This is a genomic window from Flavobacterium sp. LAR06, from assembly GCF_041946075.1.
GTDB lineage: Bacteria > Bacteroidota > Bacteroidia > Flavobacteriales > Flavobacteriaceae > Flavobacterium.
Genome location: NZ_JAUTYT010000002.1, coordinates 245,559 through 272,443, shown reverse-complemented (window position 1 = coordinate 272,443; position 26,885 = coordinate 245,559). Strand labels below are relative to the sequence as shown.

At 32.8% G+C, this 26,885-nt stretch carries 17 protein-coding genes and 1 tRNA gene; 11 read left to right on the top strand and 7 right to left on the bottom strand.

Going from position 1 to position 26,885, the window contains the following annotated elements; translation table 11 throughout:
* Positions 1-29: 29 nt before the first annotated feature.
* From hsdR to mobC, 3 genes are all read right to left on the bottom strand, one after another.
* Positions 30-3,248, bottom strand: coding sequence for a type I restriction-modification system endonuclease (hsdR, locus tag Q7C23_RS04315; RefSeq protein ID WP_375031345.1), 3,219 nt, complete (start codon positions 3,246-3,248; stop codon positions 30-32).
* Positions 3,249-3,453: 205 nt separating this feature from the next.
* Entirely contained in the window at positions 3,454-4,698 is a 1,245-nt protein-coding gene (locus tag Q7C23_RS04310) for a relaxase/mobilization nuclease domain-containing protein (protein ID WP_375031344.1), read from the bottom strand.
* Positions 4,683-5,078 (bottom strand): plasmid mobilization relaxosome protein MobC, encoded by a 396-nt coding sequence (gene mobC, locus Q7C23_RS04305; protein ID WP_375031343.1) that lies wholly within the window; start codon positions 5,076-5,078, stop codon positions 4,683-4,685. Before mobC ends, Q7C23_RS04310 begins: the two co-directional genes overlap by 16 nt.
* Before the next feature lie 926 nt (positions 5,079-6,004).
* Between mobC and Q7C23_RS04300 the strand changes: the two genes are divergently transcribed.
* Positions 6,005-8,200, top strand: a complete 2,196-nt coding sequence (locus Q7C23_RS04300; RefSeq protein ID WP_375031342.1) for an ATP-dependent endonuclease — start codon at positions 6,005-6,007, stop codon at positions 8,198-8,200.
* A complete protein-coding gene (locus Q7C23_RS04295; protein WP_375031341.1) occupies positions 8,197-10,074 on the top strand; it encodes a UvrD-helicase domain-containing protein in 1,878 nt (625 codons plus the stop codon). Before Q7C23_RS04300 ends, Q7C23_RS04295 begins: the two co-directional genes overlap by 4 nt.
* 132 nt (positions 10,075-10,206) lie before the next feature.
* Here Q7C23_RS04295 and Q7C23_RS04290 read toward each other — a convergent pair whose 3' ends face one another.
* A complete protein-coding gene (locus Q7C23_RS04290) occupies positions 10,207-10,626 on the bottom strand; it encodes a helix-turn-helix domain-containing protein (protein ID WP_375031340.1) in 420 nt (139 codons plus the stop codon).
* A 171-nt stretch (positions 10,627-10,797) separates the two neighbouring features.
* On the opposite strand from Q7C23_RS04290, the gene Q7C23_RS04285 reads away from it, so the two are divergent.
* The 5 genes from Q7C23_RS04285 (at position 10,798) to Q7C23_RS04265 (ending at position 15,800) form a co-directional block, all read left to right on the top strand.
* Positions 10,798-12,429, top strand: a complete 1,632-nt coding sequence (locus Q7C23_RS04285; protein WP_375031339.1) for a hypothetical protein — start codon at positions 10,798-10,800, stop codon at positions 12,427-12,429.
* Between the two features lie 67 nt (positions 12,430-12,496).
* Positions 12,497-13,276 (top strand): hypothetical protein, encoded by a 780-nt coding sequence (locus tag Q7C23_RS04280; RefSeq protein WP_375031338.1) that lies wholly within the window; start codon positions 12,497-12,499, stop codon positions 13,274-13,276.
* On the top strand, positions 13,263-13,613 hold the full coding sequence (locus tag Q7C23_RS04275) for a hypothetical protein (RefSeq protein WP_375031337.1): 351 nt from the start codon (positions 13,263-13,265) through the stop codon (positions 13,611-13,613). Before Q7C23_RS04280 ends, Q7C23_RS04275 begins: the two co-directional genes overlap by 14 nt.
* Before the next feature lie 263 nt (positions 13,614-13,876).
* A complete protein-coding gene (locus Q7C23_RS04270) occupies positions 13,877-14,146 on the top strand; it encodes a hypothetical protein (protein ID WP_375031336.1) in 270 nt (89 codons plus the stop codon).
* A gap of 4 nt (positions 14,147-14,150) precedes the next feature.
* A complete protein-coding gene (locus tag Q7C23_RS04265; RefSeq protein WP_375031473.1) occupies positions 14,151-15,800 on the top strand; it encodes a recombinase family protein in 1,650 nt (549 codons plus the stop codon).
* Here Q7C23_RS04265 and Q7C23_RS04260 read toward each other — a convergent pair.
* The 3 genes from Q7C23_RS04260 to Q7C23_RS04250 all read right to left on the bottom strand — a co-directional run bounded on the left by Q7C23_RS04260 (position 15,760) and on the right by Q7C23_RS04250 (position 18,024).
* Positions 15,760-15,832 (bottom strand) — tRNA-Met (locus tag Q7C23_RS04260). The two genes, Q7C23_RS04265 and Q7C23_RS04260, sit on opposite strands and share 41 nt — an antisense overlap.
* A 128-nt stretch (positions 15,833-15,960) precedes the next feature.
* The gene (locus Q7C23_RS04255; RefSeq protein ID WP_375031335.1) at positions 15,961-16,497 is read right to left on the bottom strand and encodes a DUF4269 domain-containing protein; all 537 of its coding nucleotides are present in this window, start codon (positions 16,495-16,497) and stop codon (positions 15,961-15,963) included.
* Entirely contained in the window at positions 16,498-18,024 is a 1,527-nt protein-coding gene (locus Q7C23_RS04250) for an ArnT family glycosyltransferase (protein ID WP_375031334.1), read from the bottom strand.
* A 308-nt stretch (positions 18,025-18,332) separates the two neighbouring features.
* On the opposite strand from Q7C23_RS04250, the gene Q7C23_RS04245 reads away from it, so the two are divergent.
* The 4 genes from Q7C23_RS04245 (at position 18,333) to Q7C23_RS04230 (ending at position 26,879) form a co-directional block, all read left to right on the top strand.
* Positions 18,333-19,343, top strand: a complete 1,011-nt coding sequence (locus Q7C23_RS04245) for a LacI family DNA-binding transcriptional regulator (RefSeq protein ID WP_375031333.1) — start codon at positions 18,333-18,335, stop codon at positions 19,341-19,343.
* Positions 19,344-19,628: 285 nt separating this feature from the next.
* The gene (locus Q7C23_RS04240) at positions 19,629-22,718 is read left to right on the top strand and encodes a SusC/RagA family TonB-linked outer membrane protein (protein WP_375031332.1); all 3,090 of its coding nucleotides are present in this window, start codon (positions 19,629-19,631) and stop codon (positions 22,716-22,718) included.
* A gap of 12 nt (positions 22,719-22,730) precedes the next feature.
* Entirely contained in the window at positions 22,731-24,248 is a 1,518-nt protein-coding gene (locus tag Q7C23_RS04235; protein WP_375031331.1) for a SusD/RagB family nutrient-binding outer membrane lipoprotein, read from the top strand.
* A gap of 354 nt (positions 24,249-24,602) precedes the next feature.
* Positions 24,603-26,879, top strand: coding sequence for a GH92 family glycosyl hydrolase (locus tag Q7C23_RS04230; protein WP_375031330.1), 2,277 nt, complete (start codon positions 24,603-24,605; stop codon positions 26,877-26,879).
* Positions 26,880-26,885 lie beyond the last annotated feature (6 nt).

Below are 26,885 nucleotides of genomic sequence, written 5' to 3'. Positions count from 1 at the left end.
GTATTATTGTTTTCTTTAGATAGAGATAATTATGCAGTATATAAATTTTCATTTAAAACAACTAAAATGTTTTCTAAGTCATTTTCAAAAATTTTATTTAAACGGGTAAATCCTCCTTCATCACTAAATGGTTTGGTGTCTAAATCGGCTTTGGTCAGTACTGTCTCTACTAACAATTGCTTTTCAAAACGATCAAGCCATTTTATTTGAGTAGCATTCCATGAACGACTATTTTTTACTTTAGTAACTGCATTTTTAATACGATCTTCATGACTTATCAAGTCGGTGTCTAATGCTAGGGTTCTAATAAAAGAAATAATATCGGCTGCTAAATCTTCATTTTTTACAGTTTTCCAGGCTGTGGTCAAAGTAATTTCATTATAACCTTTCTGATCTAGTAAAAGTTTCAATTCTTTTAGTGACTTTCTATCAAGTTCAGATGGCTTTGTACAGATAGTCTTTAGAGCCACTATTTGATTTCGATTTTCTTCAATAAATTTTTTAAATCCTTTAATGTAATCTTCTGGTTTTTCAGCTTTTCCATAACCCCGCTCTATTCCGGTAACTTCATCTAGATGCTCTGAAACTAATTGCATTTTTGGTTGATATATTTTTTTATCCAGAAAATCCCAAAGGCTGGCATAATTAGCTAAAACCTTTTTGATATTATTATCTTCAATTTCTAGTAAATTTTCAATAAATTCTTCAGGCGAATCTCCTTTGGCCAAATACATGAACTGTTCGAGTTGACCTTCATTAATTTGTTTCTTTTTACGTTGTAACTTAGCTACAATTTGTTCTAATTGTTTTTTAGCGCGTTCAGGCGTATCAATATATTCTAATTCTTCAATCAATTTCTGAAAGGAAATAGAAGGATTTGAAACTGTTTTCATTTGAGTATAATCTTCTAAGGCTTCATAAACTCTAACTGCATCGTAAATTTTAAAGAATTGTTTGTCAATTTCAGGACATAATCTTGTAGCTCTGCCTAACATTTGTTCAAAAAGAATACGAGAACGCACTCTACGGATAAATACTAAATTTACTATTTGAGGAACGTCAATTCCAGTAGTCAATAAATCTACAGTAACTACAATGTTTGGAAACTTTTCGTTTTTAAAACGTTTGGTTAAGTTTTCTACTTCGTATACTTTTCCTGTAAGTTTTTGTATTGAATCTTGCGGTACTTCAACCCCTATAGCCTCAAATTCTTCAAAAAGTAATTGTACAATTAAATCGGCATGGCTATCACGAACAGCAAAAATTAATGTTTTTTCATCGCCCTCAGGATCTAATCTTTGAACTAAATCTTTAATTACGGCACGATTAAAGGATTCGGTAATTACTAATTTATTGAATTGCTCAATTTCTATGTGTAATTCATCTTCTAACTCTGCTAATTCTTCTATTTGATTGGTTTCAGAATTTAATATTTTAGGTTTTTCTCCTTTTTCCCATAATATTCCTTCTTCACTTAATTTTGTTTTAATAATATATGGAGGTTCATGATCTGTTAGAAATCCGTCAATAACTGCCTCACGATAAGAATAATTATGAACTGGTTTTCCAAAAATTTCGGTTGTATGTAAGGCAGGTGTTGCTGTTAAGCCAACAATGTAAGCATTAAAATATTCGATTACTCTTTTATACTGTCCAACATAATCATTTTCATCTTTAAAGGTTAAATCTTCTTCATTGATTTCTTTGTCTAAGTTATACCCTCGGTGAGCTTCATCAATAATAATACAATCATAAGTATCTATTGGTAAAATCTCCTTTTCAGAATAAAACAATCGTTTTACCATACTTTGGACGGTGGCAAAATGCAGGCGGGTATCAGCTTCAGGAATAACATTTTTCATTTCCTCCATTTTATAGATATTGGAGAAAGTATTAATGTCTTCAACTTTATTGTCTTTAAAGTTACCTAAAGCCTGAAGAGCTAATAACCTACGATCAGTTAAAAATAGAATTCGCTTAAAACGATCCGATTTAATCATTCTGTAAACAAGGCCTATAGTTGTTCTCGTTTTACCAGTTCCAGTTGCCATTACTAAAAGGGAACGCTTATCATCAGGATTATTAATAATCTTATCTTCAACCGCTTTTATTGCATCAATTTGATAATACCGTAATCCTAATCCATTAGGATTTTGTAAATAATCGTAATTACTTTCTTCTAATCGCGTGTTTGCTTTTTCGATATCCCTTGAAAATTGTTCAACAATTCCTTCTGGTGAAAACCATCCTCTTAAAGGATAGGCTCTATTACGTTCCTTTCTTACATCTAAAAACCAAATTCCACTTCTAGTTTTTAGTTGCTCAATATAAGTTCTTCCATTTGTAGAAAATAAAAACGGAACTTTAAACGAATTCCATTCTCCTAATGTTTTGAAATTTGAAGATGTATCTAAACATTCTGCATATATTTTTGATTGATGCAAATCAGTTGAAATATCAGAGGAATATTTTTTAGCCTCGACAATTCCATATAATTCTGTTCCAACAAAAAGAGCATAATCTGCCCATTTTCCATTACAAGGCCATTCTGCAATAGCTTTATTTTTACCTTTTTCAGGAAGTGTTTTATTATTTTTATAATTAATTGTAATAGAATCACATTCCCAGCCAGCACTAGACAATTGTTTATCAATTAATAATAATCTGGTGTCTGCTTCATCGAGATTTATATTATTGGCGTTTTGATTTGATTTTTCTTTTCGCTTAGATATAACATTTGTTGAGGCATTTAATGTTTCAATTTTAGATTGATAATCAGTAACTTCTTTTGAAAGTTTACTTAATTCATTATTAAGTGTTTCAACAGTCTTTACATGATCATTTTCAGGAAGTATGTAATCTTCTGTTTCTAAAAAAGTATTTTCATAAGTTTCATAAAACCATCGAGATAATTGATAACATTTTTTAAGAATAAATAAAGCTTCATTTTCTGAACTATTCCCATCATGAGTTGCTCTATTTCCTGATTTTCTAATAGCATGTAATAAATCTTTTATTACTTCTGGAATATAATTGTCATAAAATAATTGATTAATACGTTCTACTTGATTTCCGTCAAAGTAGCCTAAACTTTCAAACTGCCAAATTAGGATCGCTGTCTTTTCAGAAAATAACCTTGATTTGGCCAAAGATGAACTTGGATCAACATAATACAATTTTTCCGCTAATTCACTAATTTTGAAAAGCTCAGGATAATTATTTTGTAAAAATGAGAATTTTGATGTCATCAAGTTTAGTAGTTTTGTATTGCAAAAAAAAAGATTATTTCTCACAAAGTACATTCATACAAACATAATGAAATGATTTGAAATCTAATTAGGGAAAACCATAACAGTTTAAAAATCTTTAGTAGGGAAATTAGAATTATATTACATTGGATTTATCAACTAAAAAAGTAAAAAAATATGAGGAATAATTCTGTACTTTTAACTTTTAAATCCTTCTACGAATTCTTTTCTTCTTGTTTTGTTTTAGTTGTTTTGGGAGATAATCATTGGAATTTTCAGCACGCATTAAAATATCGATAGAAATAGGTTTTATATTCAAATTCGATTCTAAATTCGGAATGATTTCAGAAGTAATTGAAGTTAATTTTTGATAATGTTTTTCATGATGAAAAATATTTCTTTCACATTGTTCTAGAATTCCTTTTGCACTGAATTCTTTTCCCAATTGGCTTCCATTAAAAACACATTGTGTTTTATGATCAACATAAGTTATTCCATAAAGCTGTCCATCCTTGCTTTTTCTTAAAACAACATGAATGCCTTCGCTTTGAATAGAATTTACTAATTTTTCTGGATTTATGATTTTTTTATCATAGAAAGCTATTCTTATAGCATTTTTCACATGACTTTTTTGTGATTCTTTTTTTGCCTCATTGATCTTAAATCTTTCTTCCAGAAATTTTAAAGTCGGCTTACTGTAGAAATCACTTGCTTTGATTGGCACTCCAACTGGTTTCGAATCTTTATCTAGTATTTTATAAAGTAGTCCATTGTTTTTAAAAACCCTGGAATCTTCTGTTCCTCTGTCCGCATGAACATTGTACTGGTTTAATACGGCATTCAGCTCCGGAAGGCTTGAATACTTATAGTCAAATAAAACTTTGTTTAAAACTCCATTAATAGCTTTTTTGGACTCTGCTTTTCCATATTCTACTTTGCGGTTTGCAATTGGTTGTAAAGAAAATTGTTCTTTTACTTTTCTTCTTTCAGCTTTTACAAGTCCAAAGGTTTCTTCTATTTCTTTTCTGGCAGGTTCTGATTTTTTGATTCCAAGTAAATGCAGATCTATTCTTTTTCCATCTCTTTGAATATTATTTGTGACGATATGACAATGAGGATGCCCAGCATCGTTATGCTGATAAACCAGATAAGGCTGTCTTCCAAATCCGATTTTTTCCATATATACTTTTGTAATTTCAGTAAGTTTTTCTTTGGAATGATTTTCCGAAGGATCAAAATTCAATGATATGTGTACAGCGTTTCGCTTAACGTTTTCGTTAAGCGAAGCCTGTTTTGTAAAACGATTAAGTTTTAAAGTAAAATTAAGCCTGTCGAGTTCCAGAGGAAAGTTAATAGCACTTATACATTCTGCTTTTCCTTCTTTTACTTTTATCTCATTGTAGTTTAAAATTCGCTGTACTGAATTACTGGTTTTTATAATTGCAACCATTGCTCTGAGAATTTTTGAGAGTGTATTTTAATTTCCTCCATTTTTTCGAATAGCTTCTTTTTATCTACTTCAAACCAGAATACCTGTGTTTTAAATTCGGATATAGTCTTAAAAGAATTCATCTTTTTAGCAATTTGGTTGATGTTATTTCCTATTGAATTAAGTTCATTATTCAATGTAATTATTTCTTCTATATAATCATCAAAAGAAGCATTCCTGTAAGTTGTTACAATGGGTTTATTAAATAAGTGCCTTCTTATATGGTCACTTAATTTTCGGCAGGTACTTGCTCTAAATCTTTTTTCCAGTTCGGCATACTCCAAAGGAGTTAATCGCAGTCCCACGATTCGTGTTCTGTTTGAATTTTCTCTTTTCATCATCTTTCATTTTCATTGTTTTCAAACTCTTTTCTTTCTAGTGTCTCCACCACCGAGTTCCGAGGTAATAGGTGGCAAGATAGGCGGTTGTTTAACAACCGTTCATCTTGCCAGACCACAGGAACGAGGTGGTCTTGATTTTTTTATTATATGTTAGACTTAAAAAAATATAGCGTATTTTTAATAATGTGGATTAATTTGAAGTTCCGCTTTGTAGCTTTTTTAGGGTATTGGGTTTTGCTAGATTTGATTTTTACTATATAAACCGTTTAAAGCCAAACTCAAATTTAGTGAATGTAAATAGTATAATAACATCATGACCATATTTTGAACATGATAGCTATTGATTGTTATTCTTTTGAAATTTATTGAGGTCTTGTAATTAAGTCAAAACAAAGTTAAATTAAGAAAAAATATTTTGAGTATCATAAGTATATTATACTTATCACGATTAATTTTAAATACATTTTAAAAGAAAAAAAAGAAAAAAAGAAAGCATTTCAGGCAGTGGACATCGACAAAAGATGGGCTATAAGTCCCAAAGGGTGGAAGGTTGAGGTACGAGACCTGACATTATGCGCTCATCTTTTGTTGATGTCCACTAATTTTGCTTACCTTTTTTTATTGACCTTCTGAAATAAAATCCTTCTAAAGCGACAAAAGATGCTATATAAGATTGAAATTCTTTAATGTTAACTTAGTGGCTTTTTAATGAACTACTTAGGTTAATTTTTTATGTTTTAAATAATTCTGGATTATGGAAAACCGTAATACATGTTAGTTTTTTTTATGTAGTATTGTAGCCTTAGAATGATTTATAGTGCACAATACATGCATAGCAAATGTATTCTATAATCGAAACACTGACACTACACTTATTATTGGAGTGTTATGGGAATGATATACTAACTCTTCTATAAAAATAAACTATGAAAATTGACTTTGTAAGGATAAAAAATTTTAGAAAACTTAAATCCTGTAAAATTGAGTTTTCTGCTAAAGAAACCATATTTGTAGGCGCAAATAATAGCGGAAAAACAACCGCTATGGACGCACTTATTACCTTTTTAGAAAGAAAAGAATTTAAAACTCAGGATTTCACAATTACAAATTGGACTGAACTAAATAGAATTGCTGAAGTATGGGTTACGAAAGAAACTTTAGAAAATGAGGATAAAAGTATCAAACTTCTTGAACCGTATTTACCGTCTTTAGATTTATGGTTCAATGTAGATATTAAAGAATTACGATACGTAAGTCATATCATACCGTCACTTGATTGGAATGGAGGTTTGTTAGGTTTAAGATTAGTATTACACCCTAAAAACTTAGAAACACTTATTGAAGAGTACAATCTTGCGAGAAAAAAAGTAATAGATCTTAATACAAAATCAGGAAAAGCTGTAGAACTGTGGCCTATCAGTTTTTGGCAATTTTGTGACAAGAAGATAAATACTTTGTTTGAAATAAAATCATATCTATTAGATCCTGATAAATATGATGAAGAACAGGATTTATCTGATAACAACGTAGAACTTGAAGGCAATCCTTTAAATGGTTTAATAAAAATTCACACAATAAATGCTCAGCGGGGTTTTAGTGATGCTAATTCAGATAATCCAGAATCGAACAGTACTAAATCTTTGTCTTCCCAACTTCGTTCTTATTATGACAAACATTTAAACCCTTCGATAGAACCTAATGAAAAAGATTTAGACGCACTCGAAAAACTAAATGAGGCGCAGATTACATTTAATAATAATTTGACTTCAAGTTTTCAAGCTCCATTAAAGGAGTTAAGTGACTTGAATTATCCTGGATTTGGAAATCCACAAATAACATTAGCATCACTTATTAAAGCTACAGATGGCTTAGATCATGATTCAGCAGTTAGATATAATTTAGCAGAAGGGTTAACATTGCCAGAAAAATATAATGGATTAGGTTATCAAAATTTAATTTCTATTGTTTTTAAATTAATTCGATACCGTGATGAATGGATGATGAATGGTAAAAATATATTAGAAAAAGATAATATAATAGAACCGATCCATTTGGTGCTAATAGAAGAACCCGAAGCTCATCTACATGCACAAGTACAGCAAGTTTTTATAAAAAAAGCATATGAAATTTTAAGAGCACATGAACATTTAGGAATCAAAACAGATTTCACTACTCAGCTAGTAATCAGTACCCACTCTAGTTATATTGCACATCAAAAATTTGAAAGTTTAAGATATTTTAAAAGAAATAATAATACAACTACAACACCTACGTCTGAGGTGTTGAGTATAAAATCAGTATTCGATTCGACTATACCAGCAGAAAAAGAAACTGAAAAATTTGTAATTAGATATTTAAATACAACACATAATGATTTGTTCTTTGCAGATGCAACTATTTTAGTTGAAGGACCAGCTGAAAGAATGCTTATTCCTCATTTTATTAAAAATCATCACGAAATTCTTGACAGTTGCTACATAACAATTTTAGAAATTGGAGGAAGTCATGCGCATAGATTAAAACCACTTATTGAAAAGCTTGGATTAATTACTTTAATTATAACAGATTTAGATTCTCAAGAAAAATATTCAGATACTTCATCAGTACCATCAAAAGATAAATACAAAAAATGTCAACCAAAAATTAAAAATCATCAAATTACTAATAATGACACTTTAAAAAATTGGAACCCTAAATTGACAGAGATTGATGAGCTGATAAAATTAGACTTTGATGGAAAATTGTTGACAGATTATCCAATTAGAGTTGCTTATCAATCAGAGATCGATCTATCAGGAGTTAAAGTGTATCCTTATACCTTTGAAGATGCACTAGTCCTAGAAAATATTGAGAAGTTTAAAGAGATTAAAGCGAAGTCAGGCTTGTTGAAAAAAATGGTTAAAGCCGTTAATGAAGATGATGTAAATATTGTTGCTGAAAAAGCTTATCAAGCTATAAATAGTGAAGGCGTAAAAAAAGCGGAATTTGCACTCGATGTTTTGTATTTCGAAGTGCCAGAAGAATTAAAAGTTCCAACTTACATTAAGGAAGGTTTAGATTGGTTAGAATACGTTTTAAAACCGATAAAAAATATTGTTGAATCTGAAATTCCAACAACATGATAGCTGAAAATAATGACATTGATAAACAAATTGATGAGGATATTTTTAATTGTTTAAAACCAATATCCCTAAAGAGTTTCTTCCTTTTTGCAGGTGCAGGTTCTGGCAAAACAAGTACGTTAGTTAACGTTTTGACTAAATTCAAGAAAACTTTTGGACATGAATATAAGTTTAGGAATCGAAAAATTGCGATAATAACTTACACTAACGCTGCTGCTGATGAAATTAATCATAGGTTATCTTATGATTCAATTTTTGAAGTAAGTACGATTCATAGTTTTTGCTGGGAACTAATTAAAAACTTTACTGCAGATATAAAAAAATGGATTGAAAAAGATGCGAATGAATCTATTGTTGATCTTGAAGACAAGTTGTCAAGAGCTAGAGATCCTAATAATAAAACTGCGATATCTAACAGGAAAAAACTAGAATCTAAGAAAAAAAGATTGCTTGCGCTGCCAACGATAAATAAGTTTGTATATAATCCCAATGGAGATAATTATACCAAAGCATCATTAAATCACTCTGAAGTCATATCAATAGCTTGCTATTTTTTAGTTGAGAAGGATTTATTTAAGCAAGTTTTAATAAACAAATATCCAATTGTTTTAATCGACGAAAGTCAAGACACTAAAAAAGATTTAATTGAAGCTCTTTTCAAAATTCAATCTGAATATAAAGAATCTTTTTCACTAGGGTTATTTGGTGATACTATGCAACGTATTTATAGTGATGGTAAAGAAAAACTTGGAGAAGAGCTACCTGAAGATTGGTTGAAACCAGCCAAACAAATGAATCATCGATCAAAATCTAGAATTATTGAACTAAACAATAAAATTAGAAAGGAAATTGATGGTCAGCAACAGTTGGCTCGGGTTGAAAAGTCAGGTGGAACTGTCAGATTTTTTATTGTCCAAAGAGGATTAGAAAAAATGACAGTAGAAAAAAAGATAAAAGAAAGTATGATTGAATTTGCTGAAGATGAAAAATGGAATGATGACAGTTCTATTAAAACTTTAACTCTAGAGCATCACATGGCAGCGAATAGAATGGGGTTCGGAAATTTTTTTAATCCTTTATACCAAGTTGATAAACTAAAACAAGGTTTACTACAAGGTAATTTATCTTCTGTCAATTTCTTTATTAAAACAATACTACAATTATATAATGCTAATAAAGCAAATAATAGATTCGAAATATCCAACATTGTAAAACGAGATTCCCCCATATTTGACAAAAGGTATATTATTGATGCAGTGGACAAAAAAGCTGTCTTAAATAAAGCTAAAACAAGTGTTGACAAGTTATTGTATTTGTGGGAAAATCATAAGCAACCAACTTTAATGGATATACTATTGGAGGTTAGGGAATCAGAAATATTTACTATTCCAAGTGATTTAAGTATATCTATCGACAGGACAAAAAGTTTAGGTGAAGAGGAAGATAATGAAGAAGATGAGGATGATGGCAAAGTATTATTAGCTTGGGATGTAGCATTAAATGCCAATTTTGATGAAATAATCAGATACAATGATTATGTAACTGGCAGTTCAAATTTCGGAACTCATCAGGGAGTTAAAGGATTAGAGTTTGAAAGAGTCTTGGTAATTATTGATGACGAAGAATCTAAAGGATTTATGTTCAGCTATGACAAGCTGTTTGGTATAAAGGAACTAACAAAAGGTGACAATGAGAATATTGCAGGAGGTATTGAAACTGGAATAGATCGTACATCACGACTTTTTTATGTGGCGTGTAGTAGGGCGAAAGACAGTTTAGCTATTGTTGCATATACTGATAAAGCAGAGCAATTAATGACTAATTTATTAGAGTTAGAATGGTTTAGCGAAGATGAAATAGAAATTGTTAAATAACCACTTCTGACAAGCATTGTAATATTAGTAAGAATCACAAAACACAATGGTAGTTTTCAGTTTAAATAATAAAACAATAAAAGAGACTGGTAGTCTCTTTTATTGTTTGAATTAATATATCTTTTATAAAGCTTATTTAGCTTTTAGTAAATTTTCCAAATATTCAACTTTATCTTTCTCAGCTTGCACTAAGCGTTCGTATAATTTTTTATTTTCTTCGTAAGCTTCAATGAGCTTGTCCAATGGATTAAAAGTTGCAAACATTCCTTGATTAAAACTATTTCCTTGGCTTGAGCTGTTGTCGTAAAAGTTGTTGAAATAATTAATCACTGATTCTTCTGAAAAATTAGTAATCGCGCTAGGGGTCACTCCAAGAATTTTTGCAATTGCTGATAATCTTTCCTCATCAATTGTTTCACTTGCTTCAATATTAGAGATCGACTGCTGACTAACACCAATAGCGATAGCAAGTGCTTCCTGCTTCATTCCTCTAAGCTCTCTGATTCGGCTTATATTTCTTCCAATATGCTTTGGTTTTGTTGCTGTATTCATAGTTCAAAGATATTTAAAATTCTTTAAATTTTTCTGTCTTGGTAAATCACAACCGCATACTTGTGATGTACAATCACCATTAGTTCGGTACGGTACAATCAATTGCTTACTTGCTGTGTATTAAACAAAAATACAATTTTTCAGACAAGTATCAATTAAAAATTTAAAATTATGAGTGTAGTTCAAATTCAGAAACAGAAAGAATTGGAGAATGCGGTAAGAGAACTCCAATCATTCATGGATATTACGGCAGTTACCCTTCATGAGGCGCAGACAGCTGGAATTAATGGTCAAATATTGACTATAATTTTACGAGAAGAAACAGATCAGATTGCATCGGAGATGTACATCTGGGCAGATAAGGTTTTGAATAAATATCCGCCAGTGCCATATATTATTATAAATATTGGAGACATAATACATCGGTTGAAAAATGGAAGTCTGTATTATTTAAAGTGGTATTTATCAAGCATTACTCTTTTTAAAAATGAAGATTTTAATTTTAAAACTAAAAAAGATATTCCCCCTGTTTCAGTACTTCTAAAAAAAGCAGTAAAAAAATGCAATCAGCATTCTTCGAAAGCTGAATCTCTCAGGAGAGGATCCCAACATTATGAAGGCACAAATAATCATCCGCTTGCGCTATATACAATTCATCAAGCTATAAATCTCCTTTTTGGTTTTATAGGAGAACTGGTGATGGGGAAACTGCATTCAGATTATTATATTTTGCGCCACCTAAGTATTATTAAAGATTTCGCACCGGTCCTGACTAAAATTTTCGACGCTGAAAATAAGAATGATAGAGAGATAATTAATCTTATGGATGAAGCAAGGATTAACTTTCCTTTTTCAGGCGGTGTAAAGATTAAAAAAGACAAAGTAAAAGAAGCACAGAAGAAACTGCACCTTGTTTTAAAAGAGGCTAAATCAATCTTTCAGGAACAGCTTTCATACTGTGAGGAGAAAGCGGATTCCTTTTCTGAGGTAAAAAGCGTTGAAGAACGCTCTGAAACACAAATTTATGATTACGAAAAGATTGTCATTAATGCCGTTACGTCGTATATTAAAACCGAAGCACTATACTGTTTTGTTAAAACACAGACATCTTTAATGCATTATTACCTCTTAATATTTGTGAGTGAGAATAAAACAAACGCAGTTCATGATCTGGCGGGCATTATCAAAAGCAGAACCAAAGAAAAATGTAGTGCAACACTTTTAATCCACACTCTTTCAGAGTTTCAAACAGCAACCGGAGATCAGAAATATTTCTTTACAAATATTATTTTAAACGGTACTGCATTATTTAAAAAAGATGCAGCTGTACTGCAAGCCAAAAGTCTTCCACTGCGCAGTTTATCGTCTGCAAAGGATTATCTGTCATATAGAAATATTATTGTAAACAATATGGAAAGCTGGCAGGAAGACTATGAGTGGGCATGTTATGCACCTTTGAAAGCGTTAATGCTACATACAATGATCGAGCAAATATGTCTTGGGATGTTACGCTTTTTTACGGGGTATTCACCGAATCATTTTTCTCTTTCTTACTTGCTTGAATTATGCTCTTATTTTAATTCAGAAGTTAGTACTTTTTTTCCCCGCGTCACTGAGCAGGACAGAAATCTCTTTACGCTTTTAAGCAGGTCACATCCTTCGCTCCGTTATAGCGGGGAAGATACTTTTTCAGAAGAAGACATGAATCTTTTACAGGAACGTTACAATGACTTTGCACGATTCTGCATGTCTTCGGTAAAAAATGAATTGGAACGGGAAAATCTCACTGTTGTTGAATCTTAAAACAAATGTTATGTATTGCAATATTCTAACCCAGAAAGAGCACCCAAAGTATCGAGCTTTAAAGAAAATGGCTAAACTTGTTTTGGAGTTTGTCGAAGCTGACTGTATCTATTTCTCTGAATCAGATGTCGAATCAAAAATTGGGATCATGACAGTTGTGATAAGTAGAGAAAGCATGCATTACTATGACGATGTTTATGACCATTTATGGAAATTAATCCAGAATCATAATGAGTTTATATTCTGTTTTTTTGACAGGGACTTCATCAAGGATGAATTAAAAAGAGGAAACTTGTTTTTTATTTTTCACTGCAAGGAAACGGAACTCATATATAAAAAATCTGGACAGAAGGCAGTTCTAGATATCAGAAATATAAAAATGAAACGGCTTTTAAAACAGACACGCAGAAGGTACATAAGGTGGGCATCAGAATCAAGTACAATTGGCAGAGATTTTAAGCACCATGATAGAAATGCCAACCATTTAATGTCTCTATATGTCCTTCAACAGCAGTTTAGGTATTTATTTATAAATGCTTCGTGGCTTGTGAAAGGAGAATGGACTCCTCATGAAAGCATAGCTTACCAACAGAAATATATCGTTGAATTTAACAGCTGTATCGGAAATACATTTGATTTAAATAATGAAAAAGAAAAGAGAGTTTTAGAAAAAATTGAGTGTGCTTGTAACGAAGTGCAATGGGGCGAAAAAACTGAGTGTTTTGATGCTGAGACGGTTAATTATGCACATGAGAAACTTGAATGGATGAGGAAAGAAGTTCAGATAATATTTGGAGAGAAGATAGAAAAAGTTAAAGAAATATTTAAAAATCATGAAAACTCATGAAATTAAAAAAATTGAAGAAATCAAAGGATTAAGCCAAAGACTGCTTACTGCTTTGAAACCAGCTGATGATAAACAGGGAATGTATATCGCAGAGATAAGAGTTTACGATTATTACGAACTTGCTTCTATTATCACAAACCTGATGAAACTGTGCATTATTGCAGTAGATCAGGACAGCGCAGAAGTTCCTCCAACAATTCAAAACCAGAATATTGATGTAGGGCTAATACTGGGAGTTGCACTTCAGTTATTTCCGATTGATGAATTTGAACTTATAAACGAAATTAGTGATTTATACCACTACCAGAAAGATGAAACTATAGTTAATTCTAAATAGCAAAAAATGTTTCATGTACATATTATGTCCATGACAATAAGACGAGAGAGTTTTATCTTTGTTTGAATTTAAAAGAACGTTCTGGGGCTTTCACAGGTATATTTTACTTATCAAAGCCAGAAGATTAACTCATATCTTTACATTATCCAGTTCAAATTTTGAACTGGATATTTACATATGAATTATTTAATTTTATAACAGTGGATGAAAGTTGAACAAAAAAGACCAGTGATGGTCTTTTTTTAATGAAGAGGAATTTTATAATGAAAAACGAAGCAACAGATGCGAAGAGAAGAATCACCCGAGGAAAAACTTTTGTAAATTTACAAATTGAAAAACAGGGGGTTAGGTTTGATGAAAGTGAAAGGATTGTTTGTGATGCAGAAAAAAAGCCCACAACGGATGAAGGAAAATTAACAATTGAAGAATTAAGAAGATGCAGAGGTTTTGAAGAAATTTCAGAATCAGATGGAAATGAAATAATTGAAAGCTTATTTCAATTAGCGATGATAGTTTATAATTTTAAAACGTAAAATTATGGGAATTGAAAGTTTTAAAAAATTTCAAAAAGAGAAATTAGCCCAAAGAGCTGAGGTAAAAGAAATCTGGGGTTATACTAGAGTAAGTTCCAAATTACAGCTGGTAAACAACAGCCTTGAAGAACAGCGTATAGAAATAATACAATTTGCTTCTAAAAATGGATATACACTCAAAAATATACTAGGAGGCACTTATGAAAGTGCATCGGGAGATTTTACCAGAAAAGAGTTTACAAGATTGTTAGAAGAGGTTAAAAGTGCAAAACAGAAACCTTTTGCAATTGCTATCAAATTTATCAGCAGGTTTTCCAGAACTGGTGGCAACGCTATTAGTATTGTTCATGAACTAGTGGATAAATTAGGCGTGCATTTAATTGAAACTTCTTCAGGTCTCTGCACTAATGATGAATACAGTAAACTTGATATTTACAGCAAGCTTTTAGATGCCAGAAGAGAAAACATGGACAGGCTTGAAAAAACAATTCCTGGCATGAAAGCACTACTCAGATCAGGAAACTGGCTTGGCAAAGCCCCCAGAGGTTACACGATGAGGGGAAAGAAGGTTGGAGATTATTCCTTAATGCAGGAAAAGCAGTCTATCACCATCAATCTGGAGGGAGAGATTTTAAAAAAGGCTTGGAAATGGAAGCTTGCAGGAGAGAGAGATTTTGTAATAAGAGAGAAACTAGAAAAGCTTAATTTAAATATTACAAAACAATCACTAGGCTCTATGTGGAGAAATCCATTTTACTGCGGAATATCGGTCAATGCACTGCTTGAAGAGCCAGTGAAAGGAAACTGGACAGGTTTAGTGAGTGAGGAGGATTTCCTGAAAGTTGACAGAATGCTTTCCGAAAGCAAAGTGCCAGTAAAAGAATACTCTAAAAGCAAGATCAATGAGTTCAGACCTCTGACAGGGTTTTTAAGATGCGAATGCGGAAGCCTTCTCACAAGTTATGTAGTAAGGAAAAAGAATGCGCATTACTATAAATGCCAGAGATGCAGAAATGCCAGTTTTAATGCATTGACCACCTCACATTCAAAAACGGAAGGATTGAATGATTCTTTTGAAAAACTGTTATCAAAATATACATTAAGTGCTCAATTTGTAGAACCTTTTAAATTTCAGCTGAATAAACTTTTTGAGATTGTGGAAAATGAAGGCAGGGAAGAGATGAAAGGTCTGCTTGCTAGGAAAAAAGATTTAGAATTGAAAATCGAAAATTTGGATAAACGCTATTTTGACAATCCGAATTTTGGGGATGAAAAATACAATAGATACTCATTTCAGTTTGATATGGAATTAAAAGAGGTTGATCTTCAGATTGCCTCAAATAAAAAAATAATATCTAACCACAGCAGACATATTGATAAAGTGATCGAAAAGGTTACAAATATCAATAAATACTGGAGAGATGGAGATATTGACAGTAAAATAAGAATCCAGAATTTAGTATTTCCAGAAGGATTGTCAATTAGGGCTGAAAACAGGGAATATCTAACTGGAAGAGTAAACTCTATTTTTGGCTTAGTCTCAACGTTTACAGGTATTGAGAGAGGTAATAAAAAACAAAAAACCCATCAAAATTTTGATGGGTTATTCTCTGTAGCGGGAACAGGACTCGAACCTGTGACCTTCGGGTTATGAGCCCGACGAGCTGCCTACTGCTCTATCCCGCGATGTTTCGGGTGCAAAGATAAGCAGTAAATACGGTTATGGCAAGAAATTACCGAAATATTTTTTTTAGAGTTTCAAAAACTTAATAAATGCTTAATATACAGTTGTTTGGAATGTGTTGGAAAACGATTTACGTATAAGAATCAATTTTATAATTCAGTAATTCCAGGTAAGGATCGTTTTTTAAACCCAATAAAAGACCAAATGCAGGTTCGGTTTTGTAACCTTTTTGTTTTAGTTTGATGATTTCTAGTCTAAAGTTTTCACCTTTTGATGCCAGAATCTGGTTTTCAATAAGCATATGTTTATAGCCATTTTGATTTTTCGTCGGAATGTTTTGTCCGAAGATTTCGATTTCAAAAGGATCAATTCTAAAATTGGCAATAACCGTTTCCTGATCATCAATTTGTGTTTCCCGAATTTTGAATTCTTTTTCATTTCCAAAAACAGCTTGAATTTTGGTTTTGAAATCAGTTTTGTTTTTCCAGTAGCAAATAATATCAAGATCACTATTTTCAATGTCAATATTTATCGGAATAGTTCCGACTAAAACAGGATCAAATTCAGCAATATTATCTAAAATATTATTTTGGGTTAAGATCTCATAAGCCAGAATCTGTTTTTGATTTCCGTTTTTCAAATATTCGATAGTGCTAAAATCAACCATTTACTTGCTATAATCTGTTACTTCTTTAATTTCTTGTTCTAGTATTTTATTAATATCGACCTTGGCATTTATAAAAGTGAAAATAGAGGTCTTGTATTCTCTTGCATATTTATTGGTTATTTGACCCGCATAGGCTGAAGATTGAAAATGTTGACTGGTTTCCTTAAATTCCGCTTCAGCTTCTTCGTATTCTATAACTCTGATCACATTTTTGTATTTGACATCAAGATTAAACCAATTTACATAATCGGCATTAAAAGAAACAGCTTTGATTCCTTTTTTAGAGTAATAATTGATTGCTCCGGCTTGTCCGTAATTATCACAAAGTACCAATGTTTTCTCCGGATTTAGAAGAGAAGCATAAACAGAATCTGTTTTGCGGGCTAATTCTTTCCATCCTAACATATCAGCAAAATCCTGAGGCAAAGTATGCTCTTTTCCGTCTTCCCAACGAAGCATTCCCAGATCTTTGTATTTATCAGGATGCTGCGCTATATATTCAGGACTTTTATTTGGGAAAGCCAAATTGTACATCGGAATAAATAATAAGAGCGGAATCAGAATGAAAACGGGTTGTAAATATCTTTTCCATCCTGTATTTAAAACATTCGAAAGAAAAACAGCACCAAAAGCAATGTAAACAGGGTAAAGTCCAATGGCATAATACGCTTTTGCCTTAAAATAAATAAAGACAAGCAGTGTGAAAATTATACACGCAAAAAAGAGTTTGTACTTTGCAAACGGTTTGTAAAACAGTAAAGCGTATAATGCTGAAAGTATAACGAGAAAGGAACCAATAAAAAATAACAATTGTTCTTTTAAGAAATCAATACGATCAACATTAACGAGTTGGGTTTCGGCCAGTTCTTTCATATGATGCACAATTGGAAATTGATTGTTGTATTGCCATATTAAATTTGGAAGAATCAATAGTAATCCTAAAATCAAAGCGAAGTAGAGCTTTTTCTCTGCTAAAATTTTTCTCTGATTAGAAAGTAAAAGAGCAGGCAAGAGTCCGATAAGCAGAAAGAGAATATTGTATTTGTTTAGAAAGCCAAAAGCAAATACAACTGCTCCTATATAAAACCATTTTTTTTCTTCTGTGGTTATATACTGAATAAGAACATAATAAAAAGCGGTCCAACATAAAACATCTAAGGAGTTTGGCTGGTATAAGGTATTGAGTCGCAATAAACAAGAAAACAAAATACAGGTGGCACCCAGAATTAAAGCGTATAAATTGCCTTTAAGCATTTCGATCGTTTTCCAGACCATTAGTAAAGTCAATACACCAAAGAGTGCAGGAAAGAATTTAACCCAGAAAACAGAATTCCCGAGCAAGAATATAAGATAAGAAAACCAGGAAGTAACCGGCGGAACAGATAAAAAACCCCAGGCCAAATGATGTGCCTGATCGAGATGCAGATATTCATCTCGCTGCAGGTCATATTTCGGGCTTATCAGGATGTATTGCAAAGCAAATTTTAGTATAATAAACGCAATTAGAATTATAGTTTTTTTGGTCATAAAGGTTTTTATATAAGTAACTTAAGGGTCATGAATTCTTTAGCTAATATATCATTTATTTTGAATTTCAGGATAAATGTTTTCTCTGAATTCCGGGATTAAAATTAAGCGTCTATTTCTTAAAATGCTGGTTTAAGGTAAAACATACCATAATTTAACATGAAAGCGTAAAAAAAGCTGAGAATAGTGCTTTATATTAACTCTAAAAAAACGATTTGTTTTAAAAATATTTACAAAATCGTTTTAGTAATTCTATTTTAGTATATATTTGTATATATTTTAACAGCTGTAACAAACTAATTCTCTCAATGAAAAAGATTACTATAAAGGATATTGCCTTACAAGCTGAAGTATCAATATCTACTGTGTCTTTTGTCATTAATGGTAAGGGAGAGAAAATGGGAATTAGTGCTCCTGTAATTAAAAAGGTTCAGGATGTAGCGGATAAGCTTAACTACAGGCCTAGTATGATTGCAACGAGTTTGCGAACTGGAAAAACAAGATCTATTGGACTGATTGTTGAGGATATTTCAAATCAGTTTTTTGCTGATTTAGCAAGAGTTATTGAAGATGAGGCTAAAAATATAGACTACAGAGTTTTTTACTGTAGTACAGGTGATGATGATGAACGTTCTGAAGAATTGATACATAGCCTTTTGCAGGCTAATGTAGATGGTTTTATAATCACTCCAACACGAAAATTGGAAGACAAAATTGAACTTCTTTTAAAATTGAAGAAACCAGTCGTATTAGTCGATAGATATTTTCCGGGGCAACAAGTAAGTCATGTTGTAATGGATAATTATGAAGCATCTCATTCGGCTACAAAATTTCTGATTGAGAAAGGTTGTAAAAATATTGCCGTAGTTAATATTACTTCTGAAATGATTCAGATGACGTTAAGGGAAGACGGTTACAGAGACGCCTTAAAAGAAGTTGGTAGGTATAATGAATCGCTTGTTCTTCATGTAAATTATCACAGTAACGAAGAAACAAGAATTGAAGAAATTGTGAATTTTTTCAATAAAAACCCTAAGATAGACGCTGTTCTGTTTTTAGCAAATTATATGGGATTAGCAGGTCTTCAGGCCTTTAGAGGGATGGGAATCAGAATTCCGGAAGATATAGCGGTCATTAGTTTTGATGATCATGATAGTTTTAAATTACATACGCCTACAATCAGCGTGATTGCACAACCAATTGAAGATATTGCGGTTAATGCCATTCAGTTATTAATGAGCCAGATGACGGATATGGAAGTTTTTGAGGTTGAAAAGCGATTGAAAAAAGGTAACTTAATTATTAGAGAATCAGTATGATAATATCAATAGTATCAAAAATAAAAGACAAAAAGCATTTTGCTTTTTTTTTAACCATTTGCTAAATCGTTTTAGTGAAAAGCAGAATAAGAAGTGAAATAAAAGTATTTTTTTTAATCTGTTTACTATAACGATTTAGTAATTTGACAAAGCTAACTTTTTGCAAACCATAGTATTTAAAGGAAAGAGAGGCCTTAAATACCATATTAAATTAAGTTCGAATTATTACTAATTATTAAACAATCACATTTATCAAACAAAAATCAAAAAAAAAAAACAAACTTTATGAAACGAATATTAGCAATATTAGCTTTGGTCTTGTCTTGCAGCTTTGGAGCCGCAGCACAAAACCGACTGATAACGGGTATAGTAGCTGATGCCGGAAATTTAGGAATTATTGGTGCAAACATTGAAGTACAAGGAAAACCTTTCGGCGCAACCACAGACGCAGAAGGCCGATTTAAAATGAATGTCCCGGAAGGAGCCGTGACATTAAATATAAGCTCTATTGGTTTTGTATCAAAAACAGTAGTACTTCAACAGAATGAAAGCAAAATTTCAGTAGTATTAAAGGAAGATGTACAGGAGTTAAAAGATGTTGTAGTAACTTCATTTGGAGTTAAAAAACAAAAGAAAAGTTTAGGTTATGCAGTGGGAGAACTGAAAGGAGAAGACCTGACAAAAAACAAAGAAATTAATTTAGGTAATGCCCTTCAGGGAAAAATTGCAGGTGTGAACGTTTCGGCACCGGTAACAGGACCTTCTGGTTCAAGTCGTGTTGTAATTCGTGGCGCAACTTCGGCTTCCGGACTTAACCAGCCATTGTACGTGGTAGACGGTATTCCGATCGACAATAGCCAGCAGGGAAATGCGAATATGTGGGGTGGTGCTGATAAGGGAGATGGTATGTCCTCCTTTAATCCGGATGATATTGCTTCGATGTCAGTATTAAAAGGTAGTGCCGCTTCTGCTCTTTACGGGTACAGAGGGTCAAATGGTGTTATTTTGATTACGACTAAAAAAGGTAAAAACGGAACAGGAATTGGAGTTGATTTTAATACAAATTCAACTTTCAATACGCCTGTAAGTCTTTTGCGCTGGCAGGATCAATACGGAGCAGGAGCACCTGTAAATGGTGTTGCTACAAGATTTAGCAACTTGCAGGAACTTAGGGATTCGTACTATTTTGCCTGGGGAGATAAATATGATGGTACGCCTTCTCTTGCCATTGACGGAACTACTAAACCTTATCAGGCTTACGGAAAAAATAATGTAGAGAATTTCTATCGAACTGGATATTCTTTTAGCAATACTCTTGCTATTTCAGGAGGGAATGAAACAACCAATTTCAGATTGTCTTTTGGAAACACTAAAGATGAATCTATTATGCCCGAAACAAATTTTGGAAGAAATAACGTCTCTTTGAGTTTGAACTCTGCTCCAAACAAAAAAATAAGCATCGAGACTAATGCTCAGTATATTACAGAAAAAAGTCATAACAGACCTTATTTGAATGATTCTCCAAGAAATGCTTCTTTTCCAACTACTTTCATGACACCAGGTACTGACATTAGATGGATTAAAAATGCATATGATGAAAACGGAGGTGAGGCAGATTATTTCGGATCAAATACCTATCAGACCAACCCGTACTTTGCAACTCAGGAGCCTTTAAATGATGATCTTAGAAAACGTTTTATTGGTTCGGCAAAAGTTAATTATAATATTACGGAGAAAATTTATGCAAAAGGTGTAATTGGTATCGATGATATTAATTATGAATTTACAGAAATTGAACCTACCGGAATCAACTACAACCCAGGCGGATCATTTGAAAACAGAGTAGAAGGCCGTTCAGAATATAACGCTTCAGGTTATTTAGGTTATAAAGGGGATATTGCTAAGAATCTTTCACTAGATGCTTTTATCGGTGCAAATCGTCAGCATAACAGATATAGCGGTATTAAAATGAGAGGAAATAATTTCATCGTTCCATTTAAATATTTTTACGCCAATACACAACCGGACAAAACCGAAAAATTATTTTCTGAAAGTGAAGTAAACTCTCTTTTTTACTCAGCCGATTTAGGATATAAAGATTTTCTTTATGTAAGTTTAACAGGTCGTGAAGATTGGTTTTCTACTTTAGACCCATCAAACAACAGTACTTTTTATCCATCTGTAAGTACAAGTTTCATTTATTCTGAAGTAATTGATTTACCGGAATGGATGTCTTATGGTAAATTGAGAGCTGGTTGGGGAAATGTAGGAGGGGCTTTACCAGATGCCTATGCTTTAGCATTGACTTACACTGCACCAGATGGTCAGACGGATTCTCAGGGACAGCCAATTTTAGGTGTTAATGGAGAAACAGTTCCAAACAAAACCTTAAAACCGTATAATGTTAGTACAATCGAATTTGGTTTTGAAAATACATTCTTCAATAACAGAGTTAGTACAGATTTGACTTTCTACAGCAAAAAAACAACAAACGATATTACGGATGCTGATATTTCTCAAGCTTCCGGTTATAGAACGACTAAAATCAACGTGGGAGAAATTCTAAACAAAGGGGTTGAATTTGCCATCAATGTAAAAGCAATAAAAACACCAAATTTTGCCTGGAGCGTTGGTTATAATTTTGCTTACAATGATAGTGAAGTGCTTAATCTTTCTGATAAAATTACAACTAAATCATTAGAAGGTAACAGAGATTCGAGAGCATCTGTAGTATTAGAAAAAGGACAGCCTTTTGGAGTTATCAAAGCTTACGATTACTTAAGAGATGCCAGCGGTAATATTGTAATCGATACAAACGGTAAATTCATGAGAGGTGATTTAATTATCGCCGGACAGGGTGTTGCACCAACGTCAATGGGACTTTCAAATGATTTCTCCTATAAAAACTTTACACTTTCCATTTTTGTGGATGCTAAATTTGGCGGTGAAATCTATTCTGCAACAAACCAGTTAGGAACCCGTTACGGATTGTCAGAAATTACACTCCCGGGACGTGAAGAAGGAATTGCAGTATCAGGAAAAGATATAAGCGGAAATGCAGTTAATACAACAGTTTCTGCATATGATTACTGGAGAAGCTACAGTGATGTAACTTCAAACTTTGTATACGATGCAGATTTTGTAAAATTAAGAGCGGTTTCTTTTAGTTATAACTTTCCAAAAGCATATATATCAAAAACGCCATTTCAGTCAGTAAGCCTGGCATTTTCAGCTCATAATTTATGGACGATTTATGACAAAGTCCCTAATATTGATCCAGAGTCAAACTATTCGAATAGCAACGCGCAGGGACTTGAAAGAGCTTCTATGCCTTTGACGAGAAATTTTGGTTTTAGCTTAAATGTCAAATTCTAAATTACAAAAAAAATGAAAAATAGATTTATAAAAATATTTGGTATCACAATCGTTACTGCGTTGGCATTAGCTTCATGTGATAAGGGATTCGAAGAAATGAATAAGAATCCAAATGCTTTGACTGATCCTGCAGTAAAATCAATGTTTACCCTTGCTGAGATTTATGTTGATGGACAAGATTTTTCTAATACAAGAGGAAATAATATATATGCAGCACAAATCGTACAGCATTTTGCTTCATTAGGCGGTGCGGGTTCAAAATATACGTACTCTTCTGAATACTCAGGAGCACTTTTTGGTGAATCATATGGTAAAGGACTGAACCAGATTTTTCAACTGTTGTCGGTTATAGAAAATAATCCGGAAAATAGTAACATGATTCAGGCTTGTCGAATCATGAAGGTTTTCTTATTCCAAAAACTGACTGATACTTATGGTGAAATTCCATATTTCGAAGCAGGAAAAGGATATAACGGAAATGTTTTCGCTCCAAAATATGACACACAAGAAGCGATTTACAATGACCTTTTGAAAGAATTAGATGAAGCCGGAGATGCTTTGGATGCTAATAAAGCATTTGTTGGCAATGCCGATTTATATTATCAAAGTAATGTTGCGAAATGGAAAAAACTAGCCAATTCGTTAATGTTAAGAGTGGCGATGCGTTTGTCTAAAGTAAATCCGACAAAAGCAAAACAATATGTTGAAAAAGCTTTTGCTAAAGGTGTATTCACATCAAATGATGACAGCCTTGTTTTAAAACATGATGCAGGTCCGCAAGGAGTAAAAACAAATCCGATTACTTCTTCATGGGTTAGGAATGACCTGAATGGAGGTGATGCTAATACTAAATTCAGCAAAACATTTATCGATTTATTGCAAAACAATAATGATCCGCGTTTAAGAATTTATGCCAAATTAGAAGCAACAGGTGATAATACACCGGAAAACCAACAAGGTCTTGCAAATGACGCAAAAGAATTTCCGGGCGGAGACAAAAAGAAATTTTCAGATCCTAATACTTCTACCGTATTGCGTTTAGATGCGCCTACTTTAATCATGTCGTATGCTGAGGTTGAATTTTTATTGGCAGAAGCAGCTGTAAAAGGCTGGAATGTTGGAGGAACAGCTCAAAAATATTACGAAGACGGAGTAAAAGCGGCGATGGACGTGCTGACCATTTTTGGAGATAAAGTACCAGCGGTTTCAACAGCTGAATACAATGCCTACATCACAGCTCATCCTTTTAAAACTGCCGGAAGCGAAGCAGAAAAAATAGAGCAGATTATAACTCAAAAATGGATTGTTTTACTATTTAATGGCTTTGAAGCTTTTTCAGAATACAGAAGAACAGGATATCCGGTTTTAGTTCCTGTTAATGATCCAACAGGCGAAACTAAAGGAACAATTCCAAGAAGATTAATTTATGATCAGTCAGAGTTGATTACCAATGCAACTAATTATAAGGAAGCAGTGGCACGACAGGGGCTGGACTTAATGACAACCAGAATTTGGTGGGACAAACAATAGTTTAAGGTTTGGTTAGTTAGTTGAATTAAGCCGGGTAGGGATACCTGTACCACCCGGCTTATTTTTAATTTCAATCGGGATTTTTAATTACATTAGAGGAGTTTATCAGGACTACGTTCTGTCAGATGTAAATCTTTTTTTTCGCATAAGATAGAATCACTTTGCTGAAAAAGAAGTCATTATTTTCAAAAGAATTTACAGAAATGATACTATTTTTATTTAAGAAAAATCGGGATTTAAGGCTACTATAAAAAAGCAGGTTCACAGGCTCAGAGGTTCAAAGGGGGAAAGGATTTTGTATAAATCCGTTTCATCAACGTTACATTAGACAAGTCATATAAAAAAATAAAAAACATGTTTACAAAAAATAAAAAAATAATTTTTAATGTAATTTTTGCTTTAAGCTTATCTTTTGCTAATCATTCAATTTCTCAGCAAAAAAAGACAAAAGCAACTCATTCAGATTATACCCAATATGTAAATCCGTTTATTGGATCGGCGGGACATGGCCACGTTTTTGTGGGGGCGAATGTTCCTTTTGGGGCCGTTCAGTTAGGGCCAATAAATATTTTTGAAGGCTGGGATTGGTGCAGCGGATACAACTATGCCAGTAATACCATTTTAGGATTTACGCATACGCATTTGAGTGGTACCGGAATTGGAGATTTAAATGATATATTATTGCTTCCGGTTTCTGGAAAAGTACCTCTTTTTAAAGGTACAAAAGAAGATATGGTAAACGGTTATGGCTCTTATTTTTCGCATGAAAACGAAGTAAGCAAGCCAGGTTACTACAGTGTTTTATTGGATAAATATAAAATTAAGGCCGAGTTAACAACCAGTGAAAGAGTTGGTTTTCATAAATATACTTTCAATTCTGCTACAGATTCTCATGTTTTGTTGGACTTAGCAGACGGTGTGGGCTGGGATAAACCAGTAAAAACATTTATCAAAAAAATAAACGAAACAACCCTTGTAGGATATCGTTTTTCTGAAGGATGGGCTACAGATCAGCGTGTTTATTTTGCTATTGAATTTTCTGAACCAATTTCAAATTTAGCATTATATGATGACAAAACAGCGGTTTCAGGTACTGAAGGTGAGGGCTTAAAAATGAAAGCCGTTTTGGATTTTGCTTCTTTAAAAAACAAACAGGTTTTAGTAAAAGTCGGAATTTCACCGGTTAGTTATGAGAACGCTTCCGCGAATATAAAAGCCGAAATTCCGAATTGGGATTTTGACAAAACAGTTAAAGCAGCAACATCTGAATGGAATAAAGAATTAAGTAAAATCCAGATTAAAGCCGATGATAAAACAATGAAAGTTTTTTATACTTCATTGTATCATACCGCTTTTGCACCTTCTATTTTTAATGACGCCAACGGAGATTACAGGGGAACGGATAAAAAAGTATATGAAAAAGCAAACTTCACCAACTACACTACTTTTTCACTTTGGGATACTTACAGAGGCTTGCATCCCTTATACACGATCACACAGCCGGATAAAATTAATGACATTGTAAAGTCATTTTTAGCTATTTACCAACAGCAGGGAAGATTACCGGTTTGGCATTTAATGGGGAATGAAACCAATACCATGAACGGAAATCACTCGATCGCTGTTATTGTTGATGCCTATTTAAAAGGATACAGAGATTATGATGTGGCATTGGCCTACGAAGCCATCAAAAAGACAGCAATGCAAACGCGTGACGGAATGGATTACGTGCAAAAATTAGAATATATTCCGGCTGATAAAATGTTGGAAACGGTTGGGAATGCTTTAGAATATGCTATCGATGATTACTGTGTGGCGCAAATGGCAAAATCTTTAAATAAAACCGAAGATTATACCTATTTCACAAAAAGAGCCAATCTATATAAACTCTATTTTGATAAGGAAACCACTTTTATGCGTGGTAAATTAACCAACGGAAATTGGAGAACACCATTTAATCCGCTTTCATCAGCGCATCGTAAAGACGATTATGTGGAAGGGAATGCGTGGCAATACACCTGGTTGGTTCCTCAGGATCCTTATGGTTTAATTGATTTATTTGGAAGTGAAAGTAAATTTTTAACCAAGTTAGATTCCCTTTTTCTAATTACAGATAAAGTAGAAGGAGAAGAAGTTTCACCAGATATCAGTGGCTTAATTGGTCAATATGCACAAGGAAACGAGCCAAATCACCACATTCCGTATTTGTATGCTTACGCAGGAGAACCATGGAAAACTGCCAAATTAATCAGAGAAATTGATGATAAATTCTATTCGACAAAACCAGATGGATTATGTGGTAATGAAGATTTAGGACAAATGTCTGCCTGGTATGTTTTATCTTCAATGGGATTTTATTCGGTTAATCCTGCAAACGGGATTTATGTTTTTGGAAGCCCATTGGTAAACGAAGCCGTAATTCATCATAAAAAAGGAATTTCATTTACAGTAAAAGCAGTTGATAACAACGCGACAAATATGTACATCCAAAAAGCAGAATACAACGGAAAACCGTATACAAAATCATATATTACCCACGATATGATTGTAAAAGGCGGTGAATTGAAATTGTATATGGGAAGCAAGCCATCAACAACTTTTGGAGTAAAAAAAGAAGACAGGCCTCTTTAATTTTAA